Source organism: Streptantibioticus ferralitis, from assembly GCF_029223525.1.
Lineage (GTDB): Bacteria > Actinomycetota > Actinomycetes > Streptomycetales > Streptomycetaceae > Streptantibioticus_A > Streptantibioticus_A ferralitis.
The window spans coordinates 50,360-66,929 of record NZ_JARHTQ010000010.1 but is presented as its reverse complement, the minus strand read 5'-3'; the positions used below and the strand labels follow the sequence as shown (position 1 = coordinate 66,929).

Genomic DNA, 16,570 nt, shown 5'->3' with positions numbered 1-16,570 from the left:
GCCACGGGCTGCCCGGCGACGTGGTAGTGATCGCGATGAGACTGGAAAGCTGTCGCATCATGCATTCCACGCTTCGCTTGCGGGGCACTGACCCTCGCGGTCCGGTACCGTGAGCACTCTCGAATCAGCTTGGTCACGACGCTGTTCTCTCCCATCACGCTTGCCGACGGTGAAACGACGCTGCAGAGCGGTGGGCAAAATCAATCTATCTGGATAGGAACCCCCGGAGAAGGGCAGACCAAGAGGTGAATGTAGGATGGTCGGTACACCCGTGGCGTAAAACGCTTTTCATATAATCCATGGTTCCCGGTCGCGAATGATACTGAAGACGCGGGGAAGAATTTCGCCCGTGACAGCAGCGGTGAGAATCACGCAATGCAACGCGCTCGGCGTCGCTGCACCACAGTGATTCCCCATCAGGTTTGCCAAGCGACTTGGTAGCTGATGATGACCGTGCTACGCCGGAGCGAGATCACGTCGGGGCGGCTCGGTGGTGAAGGTTCGCTGGTCGCGTATGAGAGCCCACAGGACGTCAAGGCGGCTGGCGAGGGCAGAGGACGGCCCTCGGGCCAGGCAGGGAGCGCGGCGGGCGAGCAGGCCCATCCGCGCGCGGAGCGTGTCGACGAAGGCTCCGGCCGCAGGGCGGCAGCCCACCGGGGCGCGCATCGACCTGCCCGGCATGATCGCCTTCGCCCTGTGCGCTGGCTCCCTCACCTACGCCCTGACACTGCCGGTGAAAAGGGCTGGACCGGGCGGAGATGGCCTGACCAGCGGCTCGGGGGAGGGAACTCGCCGACCTTGAAGTGCAGCTCGTCGACCTGGCGCCGCTGTGGGAAGTCCTGACTCACGACCGGTACGCGCCCCGCAGGTACTGCACGGGATAGGGTGCGTCCTGCACCGCTACTCCCAGTTCGTGGGCCGCGCGCACAGGCCAGGCAGGCTCACGCAGTGCCGCCCGCCCGAGGAAGACTGCGTGGGCGGCGCCCTCGTCCAGGATCTCCTGGGCCTGCCGAGGTTCAGTGATCAAGCCGACCGCCGCAGTGCGCACTCCTGTCTTGGCCCGTACGGCGCGTGCGAACGGCACCTGATAGCCAGGGCCCACGGGAATCCGCTGCCGGGGATCGTTGCCCGCGGAACTCAGGTCGACGAGGTCCACTCCACGGTCGGCCAGCAAGGCCGACAGGTCGACCGTTTCCTTGAGCGTCCACCCCCCGTCGACCCAGTCGGTCGCGGACAGCCTGACGAGCAACGGCTTGCTGTCGGGGATGGCCGCCCGGACCGCGTCGACGACCTCGATGAGGAACCGCACCCGGTTCCGGAACGAGTCGCCGTAGGAGTCCGTCCGCTTGTTGGACAACGGGGAGAGGAACTCATGGAGCAGGTACCCGTGTGCCGAATGCACTTCAACGACGTCGAAACCCGCTGCCACCGCACGAGAAGCGGCATCAGCGAAGGCACGGACCGTTGCGTTGATGTCGGCGGTGGTCATGGCGATCGGGGTGGTCAGTTCCTGGTACGGCAACGGGGACGGCGCGAGTGGCGTCCACCCGCCCTCGTCCGGACGCACCGAAACCCCGCCTCGCCAAGGTTGAGTGGTCGCGGCCTTGCGTCCCGCGTGTGCCAGCTGGACAGCCGGGACGGCTCCCTGCGATTTGAGGAAACCGGTGATGCCGTCCCACGCGGCCGCTTGGTCTTCGTTCCACATCCCCGTGTCCTGGAGTGTGATACGTCCTTCCGGCGTGACCGCGGTGGCCTCGGTCATCACGAGCCCGAATCCGCCCGTGGCCCGGGCACCCAGGTGCACGAGATGCCAGGCGGTGGGCACGCCGTCCTCGGCGTCGACGGAATACTGGCACATGGGAGCAAGCCAGACGCGGTTGCGCGCGGACGTTCCACGAAGGGTGATCGGCTCGAAAATGCTTGTCAAGGCGGATCTCATCATCCTTGTGTGGCGGTCAGGGGTTCGTGCAAGGTGCACAGCGGACGTCCTGGTGAGCGGCGCACGTCAGGTCTGCGGGGCGTCTCGTACTGCTGGTGCGCAGGAGAGTGATCAGTGTCGCGACCGCGAACGCGACTACGAACAATGAGTAGTCCCGGGTCGCGGCCGGCAGGCCACCGCCGTAGACGACGAGGATCCCGGCGACGATGGCGGGCAGGCCCATGCCCAGGTAGCAGATCACGTAGATCGAGGAAAGAACGCCTGCGCGCTCGTGTTCCGCGACCAGTGGCACGACGGTGCGCATCCCGCCCTGGAATCCCGCACCGAAACCGATCCCGGAGACGAAAGTGCTGGCGAAAAATCCGGTGACCGAAGACGCTTCGACAGCCACCAAGGTCCCGAGCGAGCCGAGTACGAGTAGCGCGATTCCCAGGAACATCACAGTCCTGGCGGGCGTGCGCGCGAACGCGACGGTAGTGACGGACGAAACCACGGTGAGCACGAACAGTCCGAGACCACCGATCACCACGGAGCCCGAGCCTGACAGCTGCCGGGCCAGGGCCGGGGCGAGTGAGCCGTAGAAACCACCGAGTGACCACACGGCGAACAGCACCGGTGCCACCCCGAGGAGAGTACGGCGCAGGTGCCGGGGCACCATGAGTTCGGGTACGAGAGCGGCACGCAGTCCGGGCCTGCGGCCGGTGGTTTGCGGCAGCAGCGCCACGCCGAGGGCCTGCACGACGAAGACCCCGATGAACGCGACGTAGACGAGCCGGGTGGGTGCCGGCAGATACTGGACGATCAGCCCGGAGAACAAGGCGCCGATCCCGGACCCCAGTCCGGGGGCGACGGCGTTGGCGCGTGTGCCGCGTTCGCGGTCGACGTCCAGCATCGCCGCGCCGAGCGTGCCCAACGCGCTGCCGGTCGCGACCCCCTGCAGGATCCGCCCGGCGAACAGGGCTCCGATGTCGTCGGCTTCGCTGAACACGACCATGGCGACGGTCTGCAACGCCAGCGCGCCCAGAAGCACCGGTTTGCGACCGAGATGGTCGGATGCCCTGCCGAGCACAAGCAGTGCGGTCAGGACGGCGATGGCGTACGTGCCGAAGACGGTGGTGGTTGTTATCGGCGAGAAGTGCCATTGGCCCGCGTATATGGCGTAGAGCGGCGTCGGTGCGCTGGAGGAGGCCAGGAACGAGACGATGATCGAGGCCGGCAACAGGAGGCCGCGAAGGCCCGGACGCCGGACAGTCTTCATGAGGAATTCCCAGTAGGTGATGACCCGCTCCTGGACTCGGGTTCCGGGCCCAGGAGCGGTGGTCGGTCAGGATGCGTCGGGGTAGGCGGCGGTGGCGCGGATTTCGACGAGCAGCCCGGGGGTGGCCAGTCCGCTGACGCCGATCAGTGACCAGGCCGGGAAGGGAGGGTTGATCAGGCGCGCCTTGGCCTTGGAAAAGCCGGGCAGGTGCTGGTGGATGTCGACGTGGTAGCTGGTCACATCGACGAGCGCGGACAGATCGAGGCCTTCCAGCCGGAGGATCTCCGCGATGCGCCCGATAGCGAGCTCGGTTTGTTCCTCGATGTCGTCGGGGATGGTGCCGTCGGCTCGGCGGCCGATCGTGCCGGCGATGAACAGATGCCCGTGCGAGCGAACGGCGGCGGAGTAGCCGAAGTTCGCGAAAGCGCTGACGGATTTTCCGAAGACTTCGGAGTCCTCGGGGATCTCGACGGTGTGGATGGTCATGGCAGTGCTTCCCTCTCTCTGTTGACTGGTTGTGGGATCCGTGACGTCAGCTGCCCCAGCGGGACGAACGACAGGCGTGCTCCAGCCGGGTCCGGCCGAAGGTCTCACGTTCTCTGAGGAATTCACCGGGAATCGCGTAGCGGGGTGCGTTCTTCGGGTTCTTCGCGGCTTGCGCGACGATCGCGTCGGTGAGCGAACGGATCATCTCCAGTCTCGGGTAGGCGGCATGCACCGCGTCGGCCTGCTCGTCGGTGACGGCTTCGAGGTGATCGGTGCCCAGCGGGCCGCCGAAGTCGAGAGCGACGCCTTCGCGGACGAGCACGCACAGCGTGCCGCGGCGCTCCGCGATGCCCGGCGAGGTGTGCAAAGCGATCGCCTGCCACACCTGATCGGCCTCCGATGTGGGCACCCCGCGTTCGACGAGGAATTCGGCGGCGCGATCGGCGCCTTCGACCTCGAATCGCTGACTGTGCGGGCCGTCCGTCGCGACACCGAGGTCGTGCATCGCGCACGCGCAGAACAGCAGGTCGTCGTTGTAGTCGCTGCCCGCGGACAGGCCGAGGCGGCCGGCCACCAGCCGGGCGAACAGGTAACTGCGGACGCTGTGGTTGAACACCGACGGCGTCTCCACCGGGCGGATCAGCTCCACCACGGCCTCGGCCAGCGGTGTACTGGGCAGCGTGATCAGGTCGGCCGACCCCTCAGTGGTCGCCTCATGGGTAGGTCCGGTCATGTCCTCAGTTTGCTGGCAACCGCTTTGACCTCGCGATAGGCAAAATTTCCTAACTTCGATAGGATATTGCCATGACGACTCATCGGATCGCGATCCTGGCCCTGGACGGGGTCATGCCCCTCGATCTGGCGATCCCAGCGCAGATCTTCTCGGCTCGGCCGGAGACCCCGTACGAGATGACCGTGTGCACCTTCGACGCGAAGGTGCACACCACCGGGGGCTTCGCGGTGGTCACCGACGGAGGCCTGGAACAGGTGCGCGCCGCCGACACCGTGATCGTGCCGGGGTCCGAGCCACCCCGTCGGCAGCCGGAAGCCATGCTTGCCGCACTGGCCGAGGCGCACGAGCAGGGTAAGCGGATGGTGTCGATCTGCACGGGAGCGTTCGCGCTGGCCGCGGCAGGTGTGCTGGACGGCCTGCGCGCCACCACCCACTGGCAGTACGTCGATGAGTTCGAACGCGATTTCCCCGCTGTGTCAGTGGATCGCGACGTGCTCTACGTCGACGAGGGCGACGTCCTCACCTCGGCCGGGGTGTGCTGCGGCATCGACCTGTGTCTGCACATCGTGCGCCGCGACCTCGGCGCGGTAGTGGCCAACCGGATCGCCCGCGGCCTGGTCGCCGCCCCGCACCGCGAAGGCGGACAAGCCCAGTACGTGCCCGCCCCCGTCGCGGTAGCCGGCGACGCGTCGCTGTCCGACACTCGCGAATGGGCTCTGCAACACCTCGGCGAGCAGGTCACACTACGCCAACTCGCCCGGCACGCGGGCCTCTCACCGCGCACCCTCATGCGCCGGTTCACCGAGGAGACCGGCACGACCCCATTGCAGTGGTTGCTCGACGCCCGTCTTGGCCGGGCACGAGAACTACTGGAGACCACCGATCACCCAGTGGACCGCGTGGCACGTGACTGTGGACTAGGCACAGCCGCCAACCTGCGACTGCACTTCCGGCGCGTACTGGACACCACCCCCACCGCCTACCGGCGCACCTTCGGGAGCTGACGCCGGCACGACAGACGCACGTTCGCCACAGGCTCCGCCGAGCATCCCCGGCCCACTGCCACCAGTCCCGGCTACCAGCCCATGTCGTTGGCGGTTTCCTCTTGCGCAGCAGCGACTTCCTTGGCGGTGGAGGCGCTATGAGAAATCCGCTGATGTTCGTGACGTCGATCAGGCGGGCGATCTCGCGGGCGTGCTTCGCGGAGAACGCCGCCCGGCTGCGTGGCGACCACTTGCGGAGCCCGGCCCTCAATGACCCGGTCCCGGTGATCGAGGAGTTGGTGCCGCAGCGGGCGTGACCCGACCGGTGGAGGCAGCAGGCACGGGCCACCTCGTGATCATCGGGCTTCGGACACCACAATGATCACGATGCCCCTAGGCTGGGGCGTGTTGTGGCCCGGGCGCTGGTCGGCGGACACTCTCTTCAACAACCAGGGCTGGGACTCGGCATCCGACGCTCATTCAGCCAGATGGGTCCCCCAACGCATGGGAAGCGAAGGCTGGACGTCGGAGGGCCACCGCGAGTGAGGTCCGCCAATGCGGGAGTGGACAGAGGCCTGCAACTGCCCATCGGTCGTGGCTGAGCACGCTGAAGACTGGGCGTGCGGCAGGCCGCGCGAACGCCGCGGATGTGGTCGGGTGAACTCTCGCGGGATCAAGGCCAGAGAGTTCGAAGACGGCCCGGGCAAGTCCGAGCCACGTGGTCCGGCCAGAGGCAGTGCCGTGATAGACCCCGGCTGGGGCCAAGCCGACCAGCGCCTTGCGCCCCAGCTCGACGAGCCGATCGGCAAGCACGAAGGACCAGGTGGGTTGGCCCTGCTGGTCGTCGACCACTTCCAGGGTCTGCCGTCGATGTGCCAACCGCAGCACGGTTCCGACGAAGCCGCCGCCGTGCTCCCCGTACAGCCAGGCGGTTCGGACCGTGTAGCCGGCATGCGGAAGCAGTTCGGCGATGGCGCGTTCTCCGACCAGTTTGCTGCGACCGTAGGCGTTCAGCGGCGAGGTCGGCGCGCCCTCCTGGTACGGAGCGTCCGCGTCACCGGAGAACACGTAGTCCGTTGAGACATGCAGGAGCCGAGCATGCGCCAGTGCACACGCCTCAGCGAGGTGGCGAACCCCGGTGCCATTAACCGCTGTGGCAGCGGCTTCGGCGCTTTCCGCACCGTCGACGTCGGTCCACGCCGCGGCGTTGACCACGATGTCGTGTCCACCGACGGCAGCGCGCACTGCTGCGGCATCGGTGACATCCAGTTCCACTCTGCGTAGCGCAGTCACCTCGGCGGTCGGGTCCGCGTCGAGCACCGCAACGAGGTCCCGGCCGAGCATCCCAGCCGCGCCGGTGACCAACCACCGTACCTGCCTCGTTCGCCAAGCGATGCTGCCGTGAGGAGTCATGGCAGCATCGCTGCCTTCGCCTTGAGCGGTTCCCACCACGCCCGGTTGGCGCGGTACCAAGCGATGGTGGCGGCCAGCCCCTGTCGGAAGTCGATCTGCGGGCGGTAGCCCAGTTCCTTGGCGATCCTGGTGGTGTCCAGCGAGTACCGCAGGTCGTGGCCCTTGCGATCGGCTACCCGGTCTACCAATTCCCAGTTCGTGCCGGTTGCCTCCAGCAGGAGACCGGTCAACTCGTTGTTGGTCAACTCGGCACCGCCGCCTATGTGGTAGACCTGACCGGCGCGGCCCCTACGAAGCACAAGGCCGATACCCCGGCAGTGGTCCGAAACGTGGAGCCACTCGCGGACGTTGCGGCCGTCGCCGTATAGCGGCACACGCCTGCCGTCCAGCAGGTTGGTGGTGAAGAGCGGAATAAGCTTCTCCGGGAACTGGTACGGCCCGTAGTTGTTTGAGCAGCGAGTGACCACCGTGTCCATGCCGTGGGTCCGGTGGTAGGCCAGCACCATCAGATCGGAGCCGGCCTTGGACGCGGCATATGGTGAGTTGGGGTCCACTGGGGAGTCCTCAGCCCATGAACCACGCGCGATGGAGCCGTACACTTCGTCCGTCGAAACGTGCACAAAACGGTCGATCCTGTGCCTACGAGCCGCTTCAAGCAACACCTGAGTCCCCAGGACATTGGTCACCGCGAACGGCCCTGCGCCGACGATGGAGCGGTCGACATGTGACTCGGCAGCGAAGTGCACCACGGCGTCATGGCCGGGCATGACCTGGTCCACCAGGTCGGCATCGCAGATGTCACCGTGGACGAAGGAGTACCCGGGTTGCATGGCGACGGGGTCGAGGTTCGCGGCCACGCCAGAATAGGTGAGTACATCCAGGACGGTGACCCGCGGGCCGCGCGTCGTGGCGTCGCGGCTCGCAAGCAGGGATCGGACGAATTCGGAGCCGATGAAGCCAGCACCGCCGGTGACAAGTATACGCATGGCTACATTCATTCGGAGGGCAGTGCCCGATTCAAGGTTGCCATCCCCCGTGTGGGTGAGTAAGTCTCAGGGATCGGAATCAGATTGATAGCGAAGCAGTGCGCGGTGGCATTCAACGCATTGAGCTTCACACCTCTGACGGGATGTGCAACCCCGTGAGACCGTATGCTCCAGGTCCGGGGTATTTTTCTTTTGAATGCATCACCGTTGCGCTCACCGGCTCCCTAGACTCTGCCCATGCGCGGGATTCTTCTTGCGGGTGGAACCGGCACCAGACTCTGGCCGCTCACTAGAGCGGTGTCGAAGCAGCTCGTACCGGTGTACGACAAGCCCATGATCTATTATCCGCTGAGCACCCTGATCATGGCGGGCATTCGGGAGATCCTCATCATCACAACCCCCCAGGACCGTTGGCAGTTTGAGCGGCTTCTCGGTGATGGTTCGCAGCTCGGCCTACGATTGCAGTACGCCGTACAGGAGCGCCCCGACGGCATTGCTCAAGCGTTCGTCATAGGAGCGGACTTCATCGGCAACGAACCTGTGGCTCTTGTCCTCGGGGACAACATCTTCCACGGTAGCGGATTGGGAACTCGGCTACGGCAGCATAGCAACCCGAAGGGCGGTCGCATTTTTGCCTACCCGGTGGCCAACCCTGCCGCCTACGGAGTGGTGGAGTTCGCCCCAGACGGTCGAGCGGTATCCATCGAAGAGAAGCCGACCAAGCCAAAATCTCGGTACGGAATCCCCGGGTTGTACTTCTATGACAATCAGGTGGTGGAGATCTCCCGAGCTGTCGAGCCCAGTGAACGCGGCGAGTTGGAGATCACCTCAGTCAACCAGAACTACCTGCGCCGAGGCAGGCTTCAGGTGACCGTGCTCGACCGAGGCACCGCCTGGCTCGACACCGGCACCTTCGCCTCACTGGTACAGGCATCCGAATACGTCAGGGTGATCGAGGAGCGCCAGGGGTTCAAGATCGGCTGTGTGGAGGAAGCCGCCTGGCGCTCAGGCTTCATAGGCGACGAAGAGCTGCGCGAGCTGAGCAAGCCGCTCCTCAAGAGCGGCTACGGCCACTACCTACTCGGTCTCCTTGCAAGGAAGGGGTGACGACGTTGAGGCTCCACCAGTTGGGTATCGAAGGCGCTTGGGAAGTCACGCCGGAGCAGCACAGGGATTCACGTGGGCTGTTTCTGGAGTGGTATCGCTTTGACCGGCTCGCCGAGAAGGTTGGCCATCCGCTGAGACTGGCTCAGGCGAGTATGTCGGTATCCCGTCGTGGTGTGGTACGAGGAATCCACTTCGCCGATGTACCGCCCGGCCAGGCGAAGTACGTGACGTGTGTGCATGGTGCGGTGCTCGATGTGGTGGCTGATCTTCGGGTGGGATCGCCAACGTACGGACGCTGGGAATCGGTCCGGCTGGATGATGCCAATCGCAAGGCCTTGTACATCTCCGAGGGGATGGGGCATGGCGTCTGCGCACTCACTGACCGCGCAACCCTCTCCTACCTGTGCTCGCAGACCTACAACCCGACAGGTGAACGCTCTATTCACCCACTCGACCCAGAACTCGCAGTGCACTGGCCTGGAGGAGAACTGCACTTCTCCCCCCGTGATCAGGCCGCACCTTTGCTGGGCGAAGCCCGCTCCGGCGGTCTGCTACCGGACTACGCCGCCTGCCGTGCCTTCACGAAGTCCCTGTCGACTGGTTCCGCCTGAAATCTGCCTTGGTTGCAGGACGAATTAACAGCCATGCGCTAGAAATAGCGCCATAAGGAAATCCAACGGACCTCCCTCATTCCGGCTCTGTCTGACCCATCTCGGCCTCCCATTGAGCGAGATGCTGTGAGAGCGCTTTCATGATCTCAAAGACCTGGGACGGTGGCACTCTCACTCGAGAGACGAGCTTCACGGGAAAGAGTGTGACTTGCAGGTCAGTGTCGGGGTCCTGCCTATGCGTTGGCGCGCGTCGGATCGCTGCAAAGTCCAGCACAAAAATATCCGGCGTATGCCAAACTGCCACGATATCGGCGTAGGTTCCGGCTTCCGCCTCGACTGGGATTTCGAACTCGACTCGCTGGGACGAGGATTCATGCGATGGTTCGGCCATGGCAGCACCTTAGGGAGTCCGTAGTTCCGTGTCGGTCATTACAGTTGGACTCCAAAAGGTGCTGGGTCGGCCCGCGGAAGTAACCCGAGAGGCGCCAGCCGGGAGGCCCGAGCCATCTGAGGACGACACCGTGCAGCGCGAGTTGGCCGAGGCGGAAACGGCTGATTGGGTCCGACTCGCGCGCATTCGATGGCGTCCGGAGACGCTTGCCAGAAGACAGGCCGTGGCGCGCTGTTCCCCGGATGACCCGGGCAGCGGCGGAAAGGCCAGAACAAGCCCCCGAGCGGGCTGGCTGCCCGGCTCGACTGAACGGTTGCGCACGCGGTCATAGACGATGCCAGGGCCTCGCTCTGCGCGCAGGGCACCGCACAGTCCCGTTGGCTACTGAAGGTCGTTCGTACCTTGGCGCGGTCATGAGGGGAAGAGGTCGAAGCCCAGTGAAGCGGTCGTGATAGCCGGGCTCAGAGTCGCGTCTCCGGCGAACGCAGCGATGTATTGGTTGGTGGTGATCAGCGTCGGGGGGACGATGACGTTGGAGAGAGTTGCTGTGCCGTGGGCGTCCGTGACGGCGGTGCCCAGGGTGATGGGGCCGGTGAGGGGTAAGACGCTGAAGGTGATGAGGCGACCAGGGATGCCCGCGCCGTTTGAGTCGGTGAGGGTGGCGCCGAGCGTGGGGATGTAGAACTGGACGTGGAAGATGTCGAAGAGGACGGAGGCCGGGGTCGCGGTCAACGTGGTCAGGGCGCTGTTGACGGTTTGGCTGAGACTTCCGGAAGAGCCGTTGAAGTTGCTGTCTCCGCCGTAAGCGGCCGTGAGTGCGTGGGAACCTGCGGGGAAGGTCGAGACCGCCAAGGTGGCCACGCCGGTGTTGTCCATGGTGCTGGTGCCGAGAGGCATGCTGCCATCGAGGAAGCTGATCATTCCGGTCGGCGTGCCGCCTCCTGGAGGCGTCGCCGTGACAGTCGCCGTCAGCAGGACGGTCTGGCCGACCTTCGAGGGGTTCGGAGCCGAGGCGATCGTGGTGGTGGTGCCGGCTTTGCTGACGGTCTGCATATCGACCGGTGATGTGGAACTGCTGAAGTTGCTGTCTCCGTTGTAGACGGCGGTCATCGGGTGAGGTCCCGCCGACAGGGCGCCGGTGGTCAAGGTGGCCGTGCCGGTGGGGTTGAGGGTGGCGGTGCCCACGAGGGTCGTGCCGTCGAAGAAGCTGGCGGTCCCTGTCGGGATGCCTGCTGGCGAACTTACGTTGGCGGTAAGGATCTTGACCTGTCCGAACACCGATGGGTCGGGAGCCGTGGCCAGCGTCGTCGCGGTGGCGAAGGGGACGGTCGCGGTGACGGTCACGGTGTTGTCACCATTGTTGGTGACGTACAGAGCCGTGCCGTCGGGCGTGACCGCTGCGTACAAAGGCTGCGTGCCCACGGGGATGGTCAAGGTGACGGCATTAGTCACCGTGGAGATGACGCTGACCGTGCCGTTGCCGTTGTTGACGACATAGGCATGGCGGCCGTCGGGTGAGATCCCTACCCCGACAGGAGATGGGCCCACCGCGATGGTTGCGATGGGAGTGTTGTTGGCAGTGGTGACGACGCTGACCGTGCTGTCGCCGTTGTTGACGACATAGGCGCGCTGACCGTTGGGGGTGAACGCTACCCCCGTGGGTCCCGTGCCTACCGGGATGGTGGTGATCGGGGTGTTGCTCGCGGTGCTGATCACTCTGACGGTGTTGTCCACGTTGTTGGTCACATAGACGTTATTGCCGTCGGGAGTGTTGGCTGCGGCCACCCCCAAGGGGCCTGTGCCCACAGGGATGGTGGTGAGGACGGTGTTGCTCGCGGTAGTGATGACGCTCACCGTGCCATCAGTGTTGTTGGCCACATAGACGTATTGGCCGTTGGGGCTGACGGCAACTCCCAAGGGGCCTGTGCCCACAGGGATGGTGGTGAGGACGGTGTTGCTCGCGGTAGTGATGACGCTCACCGTGTTGTCGCCGGCGTTGGTCACGTAGACACGCGCACCGTCCGGTGTCAACGCCGCCCCGAACGGAGACGACCCCACGGGGATGGTGGTGAGGACGGTGTTGCTCGCGGTAGTGATGACGCTGACGGTGTTGTCGCCCTCGTTCAGCACGTAAGCGCTGGTGCCACTTGGAGTGATCACCACTCCCGTCGGCATACTACCCACCGGCACGATTGGATCTGTCGAGGCTGCGGCGTGGACAGAACCACTTCCATCCCAGCGAAGCCCGAGGAGCTGACGCCAGGTCGACTGAACAGCGTTGGCCATGGTGTGCCCTTAGTGATCTAGGTCCGTCTGAAGCGGATGGGCCCGGCCACGAGCTGTCCTGTCCCCAGCCAGCGTGCCCGTAGCAGAGACGAGGGGGGCACTTGCTAGCCACCAGGGAGCGCCCATCAGTTGTACCGCTGGCCGCTGGCAGCCAGTCGGCGATTACCAGTCCCCGGGACGGGATGGGCTACTCGCCGGGGCTCGATGGGACAAGTAAACCCACCATCAGCGAAATACGAACAGCTTGAAGGGCCGACAATCATCCAAAGGGGCTAATGATAATACTGCCTTACTTGTTTCGCGTCAGGGACTCCGTCCGGAGGGAACAGTTTTCCGTGCCCCTCGAACCGGAGATTTCCCGCGGGACAGTGCCCGACCCTGGTGGTCATTGGGTTGATCAAGCGGTCAGGCTCAGTTCGAGTCGGGCGAGGTAGGTGTTCGGGTGCGGTCAAGGGGGTGTCCGTTCCACCAGGCATCGAGTCGGATGAGGTTGAGGGCAGCGGCGGAGTAGGTTTGTTCGAGGTGGGTTTTGCCAGGCCGCGGTAGCGGGCGTGGTGCAGCCGGAGTGCGGGTAGTGCTCATCGGGGAGCACGCCGCGCCATTGCTGGGATTGGTGAATGTCTTCCCTGCCGCCGCTTGACCACCTCCCGCCAGTTCCTCGCAGTGGTGCGCGTGTGGTTCTGCAGCAGCACGGTGCGCAGAGTCTGCACCGTGGGCAGCTCACGCAGCCAGACGGGCTGGCCCAGCGCATGGATTGCACTGAGCAATGCGAAGCCATAGCGTCCGGGGATCACAGTACGTGTCGACCCGCTGTACCGATCGTCTGGCCGAGGTCGGTGCCTCGGCGTCGGTCGGCTCGGTCGCCGACTCGTACGATCACGCCATGGGTACCTTCAAGGCGGAGTTGATTGAACATCAGGGGCCGTGGCGAGACCTCGACCAGGTCGAGCGGGCGGTCTTCGCCCGGGTGACGTGGTACAACCGGGAACGGTTCCACTCCGCCCTGGACTGCGTTCCGCCTGACGAGTACGAGCAAGACGTACCTGAGAGTCTGGAACGGCCCACGCTGACTGCTTGATCACACGATCGCGGACTCCACCAGACTCGGGGGCGCTCATTTGGCCAGCTGCGCTTGTGTCTCGGCCGTCCAACCAGCCCGGTCCCACTATCTGGTGGGGCCGGTGGAATCCGTTGCGGCCATTCAGGGAGAACCACTGAGTGCGGGACCCGCGTACGCCTGGTGCATGCACCAGGCGCGGCTGGCCATCGGCTGTTCCCCGTATACCCCCGGTCACCCGTTCGGGCTACCCCCTTCTCTTTGGCCACTTCCTATCGTGACAGGCACGTAAGTCCTTTCCTGTCTCCAGAAAGGGGAAAAATCATGGCAGGTTTCAGCGACGGCAGCTTCGAAACACCCGTCCTGCCACCGGGTGTCGTCTTACAGGACTTCACGACCGGCGAGGCCATCGGGCCGTGGACGGTCACCAGCGGGACCGTTGACCTGGTCGGCTCCAGCTACTTTCAGCCGGCCCAGGGGACCCAGTCCTTGGACCTCAACGGGCATAGCCCGGGGGCGGTGTCCCAGACTTTCACCACGACCCCGGGCACCACGTACGTCGTAACGTACGCTCTCGCCGGCAATCCCGTATGCGCCACCCCGACTGTCAGGACCGGCAAAGTCCTCATCGACGGACAGGACTTTCAGGACTTCTCCTTCGACATCACCGGCAAGACCACGACGAACATGGGCTATGTGGCCCGGCAGGTGTCCTTCGTGGCCGTGAACACCTCCACGACGCTGACGTTCGCCAGTACCACGCCCAACACCGAATGCGGACCCGTCATCGACAACGTCACCGTCTGCGGTCAACCGGCCGTCCCCTGTGGCCCCTGAGCAGGGTCGCTGCATGCGAGCTGATCACCAACGCCGCCAATCACGATCGGACCAACCGGCTCTGGCGGACCGTCAGCCAGCTTGGCGCGGGGCTGGCGCTGGGACGTGACCGACGACGGCATCGGTGGCGCCGACCCGGCGCAGGGCCGCGGACTGCACGGGCCGCTACGGCGAAACCACGGAAGTCCGCCCCCGCCAGGCGGGCCGACTCCTCGACCTCTTCCGCGACCTGGTAGCCGGCCCTGCCCTTGCCGAGAACCGCATCCACCGAGGTCAGGCCGCATGTTGGTACTTGTGGAGGAGTTCGCCCAGACGCTCAAGCCTTCGTATGCCGAGATGGTTCATCTTCTCGAGATCGGTGATCGGTTGGGGGAGTGGGTGCATTGGGCGGGCGTTGGCGATGCCTTGATTGGGCCTGTGCTGGTTGTAGAAGTACTCGAACTCGCGCAAGGCATGGAGCAGGTGCCGCTGGTTCCCGATCAGCGTGCGGTCCAGCAGTTCGCGTCGGCAGGTTTGCACCCACCTTTCCATGATTGAGTTCATGCGGGGTACCCGGACCCCGGACAAGGTGACCGTCTCGAAGAAGTCACATGCGAGAAGCGCATCGGCTTGCGAGCGCAGGAAGTCGGCCCAGGTGCTGGATGCCCGCTCGGGCGCTGGCGGGATCCCGGCCTCCTTCAGGATTTCCCAGACCGTGGGCGTTGCCACCTTTACGCCGAGGACGAGGAGTTCGCCGTGCAGGCGCCGGTAGCCCCAGTTCGGGTTCTCTCTCGCCAGGCGCAGTACCGGGGCTCGGATCGAGTGCACGGTGCGGGGCCGGCCTCCGCGTTTGGGTCGGGACTGGGCGGCGTGACGGCGGGCGACCACGTCGCGGTGCCAGCGCAGCACCGTGTCCGGCCGTACCAGCAAGCGCATCCGGCGTAGCGCCTGCGTTGGCAACTGGTGCAGCAGCGCCGCCAAGGAACGCCCGGTCGTCCGCGCTGAACCGTACCCGCTGCCCGCTCAGCTGCCGTTCCAGCACCGTGATCTGATGGCGCAGCGCCAGAATCTCCACGCCCTTTTCCCGCTCGCTCATCGGCAGTAACCGCAGCATCGCGAACGCCTTCGTCACGCCCAGGCAGGCCAGTCGCCGGGTTTCGGTGGGGCGAGGTGCCGCTCGTTTCGATGTTCGTGATGTACGCGTGCAACTGAGCCCTTCCGGCGGCCGCGGGGCGCCGGAAGGGCTCTTTCTCGTTCAGTTGTGGATCACGGTGCGGGTGCCGTGGGGAGAACACCTAGCGCCGCGGCGGCGTGGGAGCGGTCACGGGAGGGATACCGTTACCGGGGTGGTGCTGTCGGTGGTGGTGCCGTTGCCCAACTGGCCGTAGGTGTTGTAGCCCCAGGCCAGCACGGAGCCGGAGTTGGTCACGGCCAGGCCGTGGTAGTTGCCGGCGGAGATGGCCGTGGCGGTGGTGCCGGACGGCAGGGAGACGGTTACCGGGGTGGTGCTGTCGGTGGTGGTGCCGTTGCCCAACTGGCCGTAGTAGTTCCAGCCCCAGGAGAGCACTGACCCTGCGGAGGTCAGGGAGAGGCTGTAGGCGCTCCCGGCGGAGACCGCGGTCGCGGTAGTGCCGCTGGGCAGTGATACCGCGGTGGGGGTGGTGCTGTCCGTGGTGGTTCCGTTCCCCAGCTGGCCGTTGCCGTTGTAGCCCCAGGCTTCCGCCGAGTTGGTGCCGGTCACCGCCAGGCCGTGGTAGTCGCCTCCGGCCATGGACTTGACGGTGGTGCCGGACGGCAGGGACACGGAGACAGGGGTGTGCTGGTCGGTGGTACCGCCGTCTCCCAACTGGCTGATGAAGTCATCGCCCCAGGCCAGCGCCGACCCGCTGGAGGTCACCGCGTAGCTGAAGTCGGCGCCCGCGCCCACGGCCGTGGCGGTGGTGCCGGACGGCAGCGATACTGTCACCGGCGTGGTCCGGTTGGTGATGGTGCCGTCTCCCAACTGGCCGTTGCTGTTGGAGCCCCAGGCCAGCACTGTCCCCGACGAGGTCAACGCCAGGCTGTGGTACGCGCCGCAGGCGATCGCGGGGACGGTGGTGCCGGACGGCAGGGACACGGAGACAGGGGTGGTGCTGTCGGTGGTGGTGCCGTTGCCCAACTGGCCATACGCGTTCCATCCGGTGGCCAGAAGCGACCCGCTGGAGGTCAGCACCAGGCTGAAGGAGTTGCCAGCGCAGACGGCCTTGGCAGTGGTGCCGCTGGGCAGCGACATGGTCACCGGGGTGTGCCGGTCGGTGGTGGTGCCGTCTCCCAACTGGCCGTTGGAGTTCTGCCCGAAGCCCAGCACCGACCCGGTGGAGGTCAGCACCAGACTGTGGTATGCCCCGCCGGCAACGGCGGTGGCGGTAGTGGCCGCCGAGGCCGGAGCCGCCGTGATCACGGTCGTGGTGATCGCCGCCGCGACCGCGGCGAGGACGGCCACCGCGCGCCGTCGGCGCGATCTC

The 16,570-nt window shown here is 65.6% G+C and carries 16 protein-coding genes and 1 pseudogene; 6 read left to right on the top strand and 11 right to left on the bottom strand.

Annotated elements, in window-relative coordinates; all coding sequences use genetic code 11:
- Positions 1 to 456: 456 nt before the first annotated feature.
- From P2L57_RS17475 to P2L57_RS17455, 5 genes are all read right to left on the bottom strand, one after another.
- Positions 457 to 681: a hypothetical protein gene (locus tag P2L57_RS17475; RefSeq protein ID WP_275815436.1), complete on the bottom strand. Its 225-nt coding sequence runs from the start codon at positions 679 to 681 to the stop codon at positions 457 to 459.
- Between the two features lie 163 nt (positions 682 to 844).
- Positions 845 to 1,927, bottom strand: coding sequence for an NADH:flavin oxidoreductase/NADH oxidase (locus tag P2L57_RS17470; RefSeq protein ID WP_275815434.1), 1,083 nt, complete (start codon positions 1,925 to 1,927; stop codon positions 845 to 847).
- 28 nt (positions 1,928 to 1,955) lie between these two features.
- On the bottom strand, positions 1,956 to 3,197 hold the full coding sequence (locus P2L57_RS17465) for an MFS transporter (protein WP_275815432.1): 1,242 nt from the start codon (positions 3,195 to 3,197) through the stop codon (positions 1,956 to 1,958).
- A gap of 66 nt (positions 3,198 to 3,263) precedes the next feature.
- A complete protein-coding gene (locus P2L57_RS17460) occupies positions 3,264 to 3,683 on the bottom strand; it encodes a RidA family protein (RefSeq protein WP_275815430.1) in 420 nt (139 codons plus the stop codon).
- A gap of 46 nt (positions 3,684 to 3,729) precedes the next feature.
- Entirely contained in the window at positions 3,730 to 4,416 is a 687-nt protein-coding gene (locus P2L57_RS17455; protein WP_275815428.1) for an HD domain-containing protein, read from the bottom strand.
- 71 nt (positions 4,417 to 4,487) lie between these two features.
- Between P2L57_RS17455 and P2L57_RS17450 the strand changes: the two genes are divergently transcribed.
- Both P2L57_RS17450 and P2L57_RS17445 read left to right on the top strand, forming a co-directional pair.
- On the top strand, positions 4,488 to 5,420 hold the full coding sequence (locus tag P2L57_RS17450; RefSeq protein WP_275815426.1) for a GlxA family transcriptional regulator: 933 nt from the start codon (positions 4,488 to 4,490) through the stop codon (positions 5,418 to 5,420).
- Positions 5,421 to 5,557: 137 nt separating this feature from the next.
- On the top strand, positions 5,558 to 5,716 hold the full coding sequence (locus P2L57_RS17445; RefSeq protein WP_275815424.1) for a hypothetical protein: 159 nt from the start codon (positions 5,558 to 5,560) through the stop codon (positions 5,714 to 5,716).
- Between the two features lie 163 nt (positions 5,717 to 5,879).
- On the opposite strand, the gene rfbD is transcribed toward P2L57_RS17445, so the two are convergent.
- Together rfbD and rfbB are read right to left on the bottom strand one after the other, a co-directional pair.
- On the bottom strand, positions 5,880 to 6,812 hold the full coding sequence (gene rfbD / locus P2L57_RS17440; protein WP_275815422.1) for a dTDP-4-dehydrorhamnose reductase: 933 nt from the start codon (positions 6,810 to 6,812) through the stop codon (positions 5,880 to 5,882).
- Positions 6,809 to 7,798: a dTDP-glucose 4,6-dehydratase gene (rfbB, locus tag P2L57_RS17435; RefSeq protein ID WP_275815757.1), complete on the bottom strand. Its 990-nt coding sequence runs from the start codon at positions 7,796 to 7,798 to the stop codon at positions 6,809 to 6,811. The genes rfbD and rfbB overlap by 4 nt, the downstream gene beginning before the upstream one ends.
- Positions 7,799 to 8,035: 237 nt before the next feature.
- Here rfbB and rfbA point away from each other — a divergent pair, with 237 nt between their 5' ends.
- Complete coding sequence (gene rfbA / locus P2L57_RS17430) at positions 8,036 to 8,905, top strand: glucose-1-phosphate thymidylyltransferase RfbA (RefSeq protein ID WP_275815420.1); 870 nt, start codon at positions 8,036 to 8,038, stop codon at positions 8,903 to 8,905.
- A gap of 5 nt (positions 8,906 to 8,910) precedes the next feature.
- Positions 8,911 to 9,516 (top strand): dTDP-4-dehydrorhamnose 3,5-epimerase family protein, encoded by a 606-nt coding sequence (locus P2L57_RS17425; RefSeq protein ID WP_275815755.1) that lies wholly within the window; start codon positions 8,911 to 8,913, stop codon positions 9,514 to 9,516.
- Between the two features lie 76 nt (positions 9,517 to 9,592).
- Here the strand turns inward: P2L57_RS17425 and P2L57_RS17420 are convergent, their stop codons facing one another.
- Together P2L57_RS17420 and P2L57_RS17415 are read right to left on the bottom strand one after the other, a co-directional pair.
- Positions 9,593 to 9,907 carry a DUF3467 domain-containing protein gene (locus P2L57_RS17420; RefSeq protein WP_275815418.1) on the bottom strand — a complete coding sequence of 105 codons (315 nt, stop codon included), beginning with the start codon at positions 9,905 to 9,907 and terminating at the stop codon, positions 9,593 to 9,595.
- A gap of 411 nt (positions 9,908 to 10,318) precedes the next feature.
- Complete coding sequence (locus P2L57_RS17415; RefSeq protein WP_275815416.1) at positions 10,319 to 12,193, bottom strand: Ig-like domain repeat protein; 1,875 nt, start codon at positions 12,191 to 12,193, stop codon at positions 10,319 to 10,321.
- Positions 12,194 to 13,076: 883 nt separating this feature from the next.
- On the opposite strand from P2L57_RS17415, the gene P2L57_RS40750 reads away from it, so the two are divergent.
- Positions 13,077 to 13,271 carry an integrase core domain-containing protein gene (locus P2L57_RS40750; RefSeq protein WP_372515736.1) on the top strand — a complete coding sequence of 65 codons (195 nt, stop codon included), beginning with the start codon at positions 13,077 to 13,079 and terminating at the stop codon, positions 13,269 to 13,271.
- Positions 13,272 to 13,574: 303 nt separating this feature from the next.
- Positions 13,575 to 14,087 carry a choice-of-anchor C family protein gene (locus tag P2L57_RS17405; RefSeq protein ID WP_275815414.1) on the top strand — a complete coding sequence of 171 codons (513 nt, stop codon included), beginning with the start codon at positions 13,575 to 13,577 and terminating at the stop codon, positions 14,085 to 14,087.
- A 273-nt stretch (positions 14,088 to 14,360) separates the two neighbouring features.
- Here P2L57_RS17405 and P2L57_RS17400 read toward each other — a convergent pair.
- Positions 14,361 to 15,180, bottom strand: a pseudogene (locus P2L57_RS17400) (integrase core domain-containing protein).
- A gap of 207 nt (positions 15,181 to 15,387) precedes the next feature.
- Positions 15,388 to 16,548, bottom strand: a complete 1,161-nt coding sequence (locus P2L57_RS17395) for an RCC1 domain-containing protein (protein ID WP_275815413.1) — start codon at positions 16,546 to 16,548, stop codon at positions 15,388 to 15,390.
- Positions 16,549 to 16,570 lie beyond the last annotated feature (22 nt).

Coding starts and splice junctions, on each gene's coding strand:
- P2L57_RS17420 (WP_275815418.1), bottom strand. CDS start 9,907: ATGGCCGAACCATCGCATGAATCCTCGTCCCAGCGAGTCGAGTTCGAA.
- rfbB (WP_275815757.1), bottom strand. CDS start 7,798: ATGCGTATACTTGTCACCGGCGGTGCTGGCTTCATCGGCTCCGAATTC.
- P2L57_RS17475 (WP_275815436.1), bottom strand. CDS start 681: ATGCCGGGCAGGTCGATGCGCGCCCCGGTGGGCTGCCGCCCTGCGGCC.
- P2L57_RS17460 (WP_275815430.1), bottom strand. CDS start 3,683: ATGACCATCCACACCGTCGAGATCCCCGAGGACTCCGAAGTCTTCGGA.
- P2L57_RS17405 (WP_275815414.1), top strand. CDS start 13,575: ATGGCAGGTTTCAGCGACGGCAGCTTCGAAACACCCGTCCTGCCACCG.
- P2L57_RS17445 (WP_275815424.1), top strand. CDS start 5,558: ATGAGAAATCCGCTGATGTTCGTGACGTCGATCAGGCGGGCGATCTCG.
- P2L57_RS17450 (WP_275815426.1), top strand. CDS start 4,488: ATGACGACTCATCGGATCGCGATCCTGGCCCTGGACGGGGTCATGCCC.
- rfbA (WP_275815420.1), top strand. CDS start 8,036: ATGCGCGGGATTCTTCTTGCGGGTGGAACCGGCACCAGACTCTGGCCG.
- rfbD (WP_275815422.1), bottom strand. CDS start 6,812: ATGACTCCTCACGGCAGCATCGCTTGGCGAACGAGGCAGGTACGGTGG.
- P2L57_RS17455 (WP_275815428.1), bottom strand. CDS start 4,416: ATGACCGGACCTACCCATGAGGCGACCACTGAGGGGTCGGCCGACCTG.
- P2L57_RS17415 (WP_275815416.1), bottom strand. CDS start 12,193: ATGGCCAACGCTGTTCAGTCGACCTGGCGTCAGCTCCTCGGGCTTCGC.
- P2L57_RS17465 (WP_275815432.1), bottom strand. CDS start 3,197: ATGAAGACTGTCCGGCGTCCGGGCCTTCGCGGCCTCCTGTTGCCGGCC.
- P2L57_RS40750 (WP_372515736.1), top strand. CDS start 13,077: ATGGGTACCTTCAAGGCGGAGTTGATTGAACATCAGGGGCCGTGGCGA.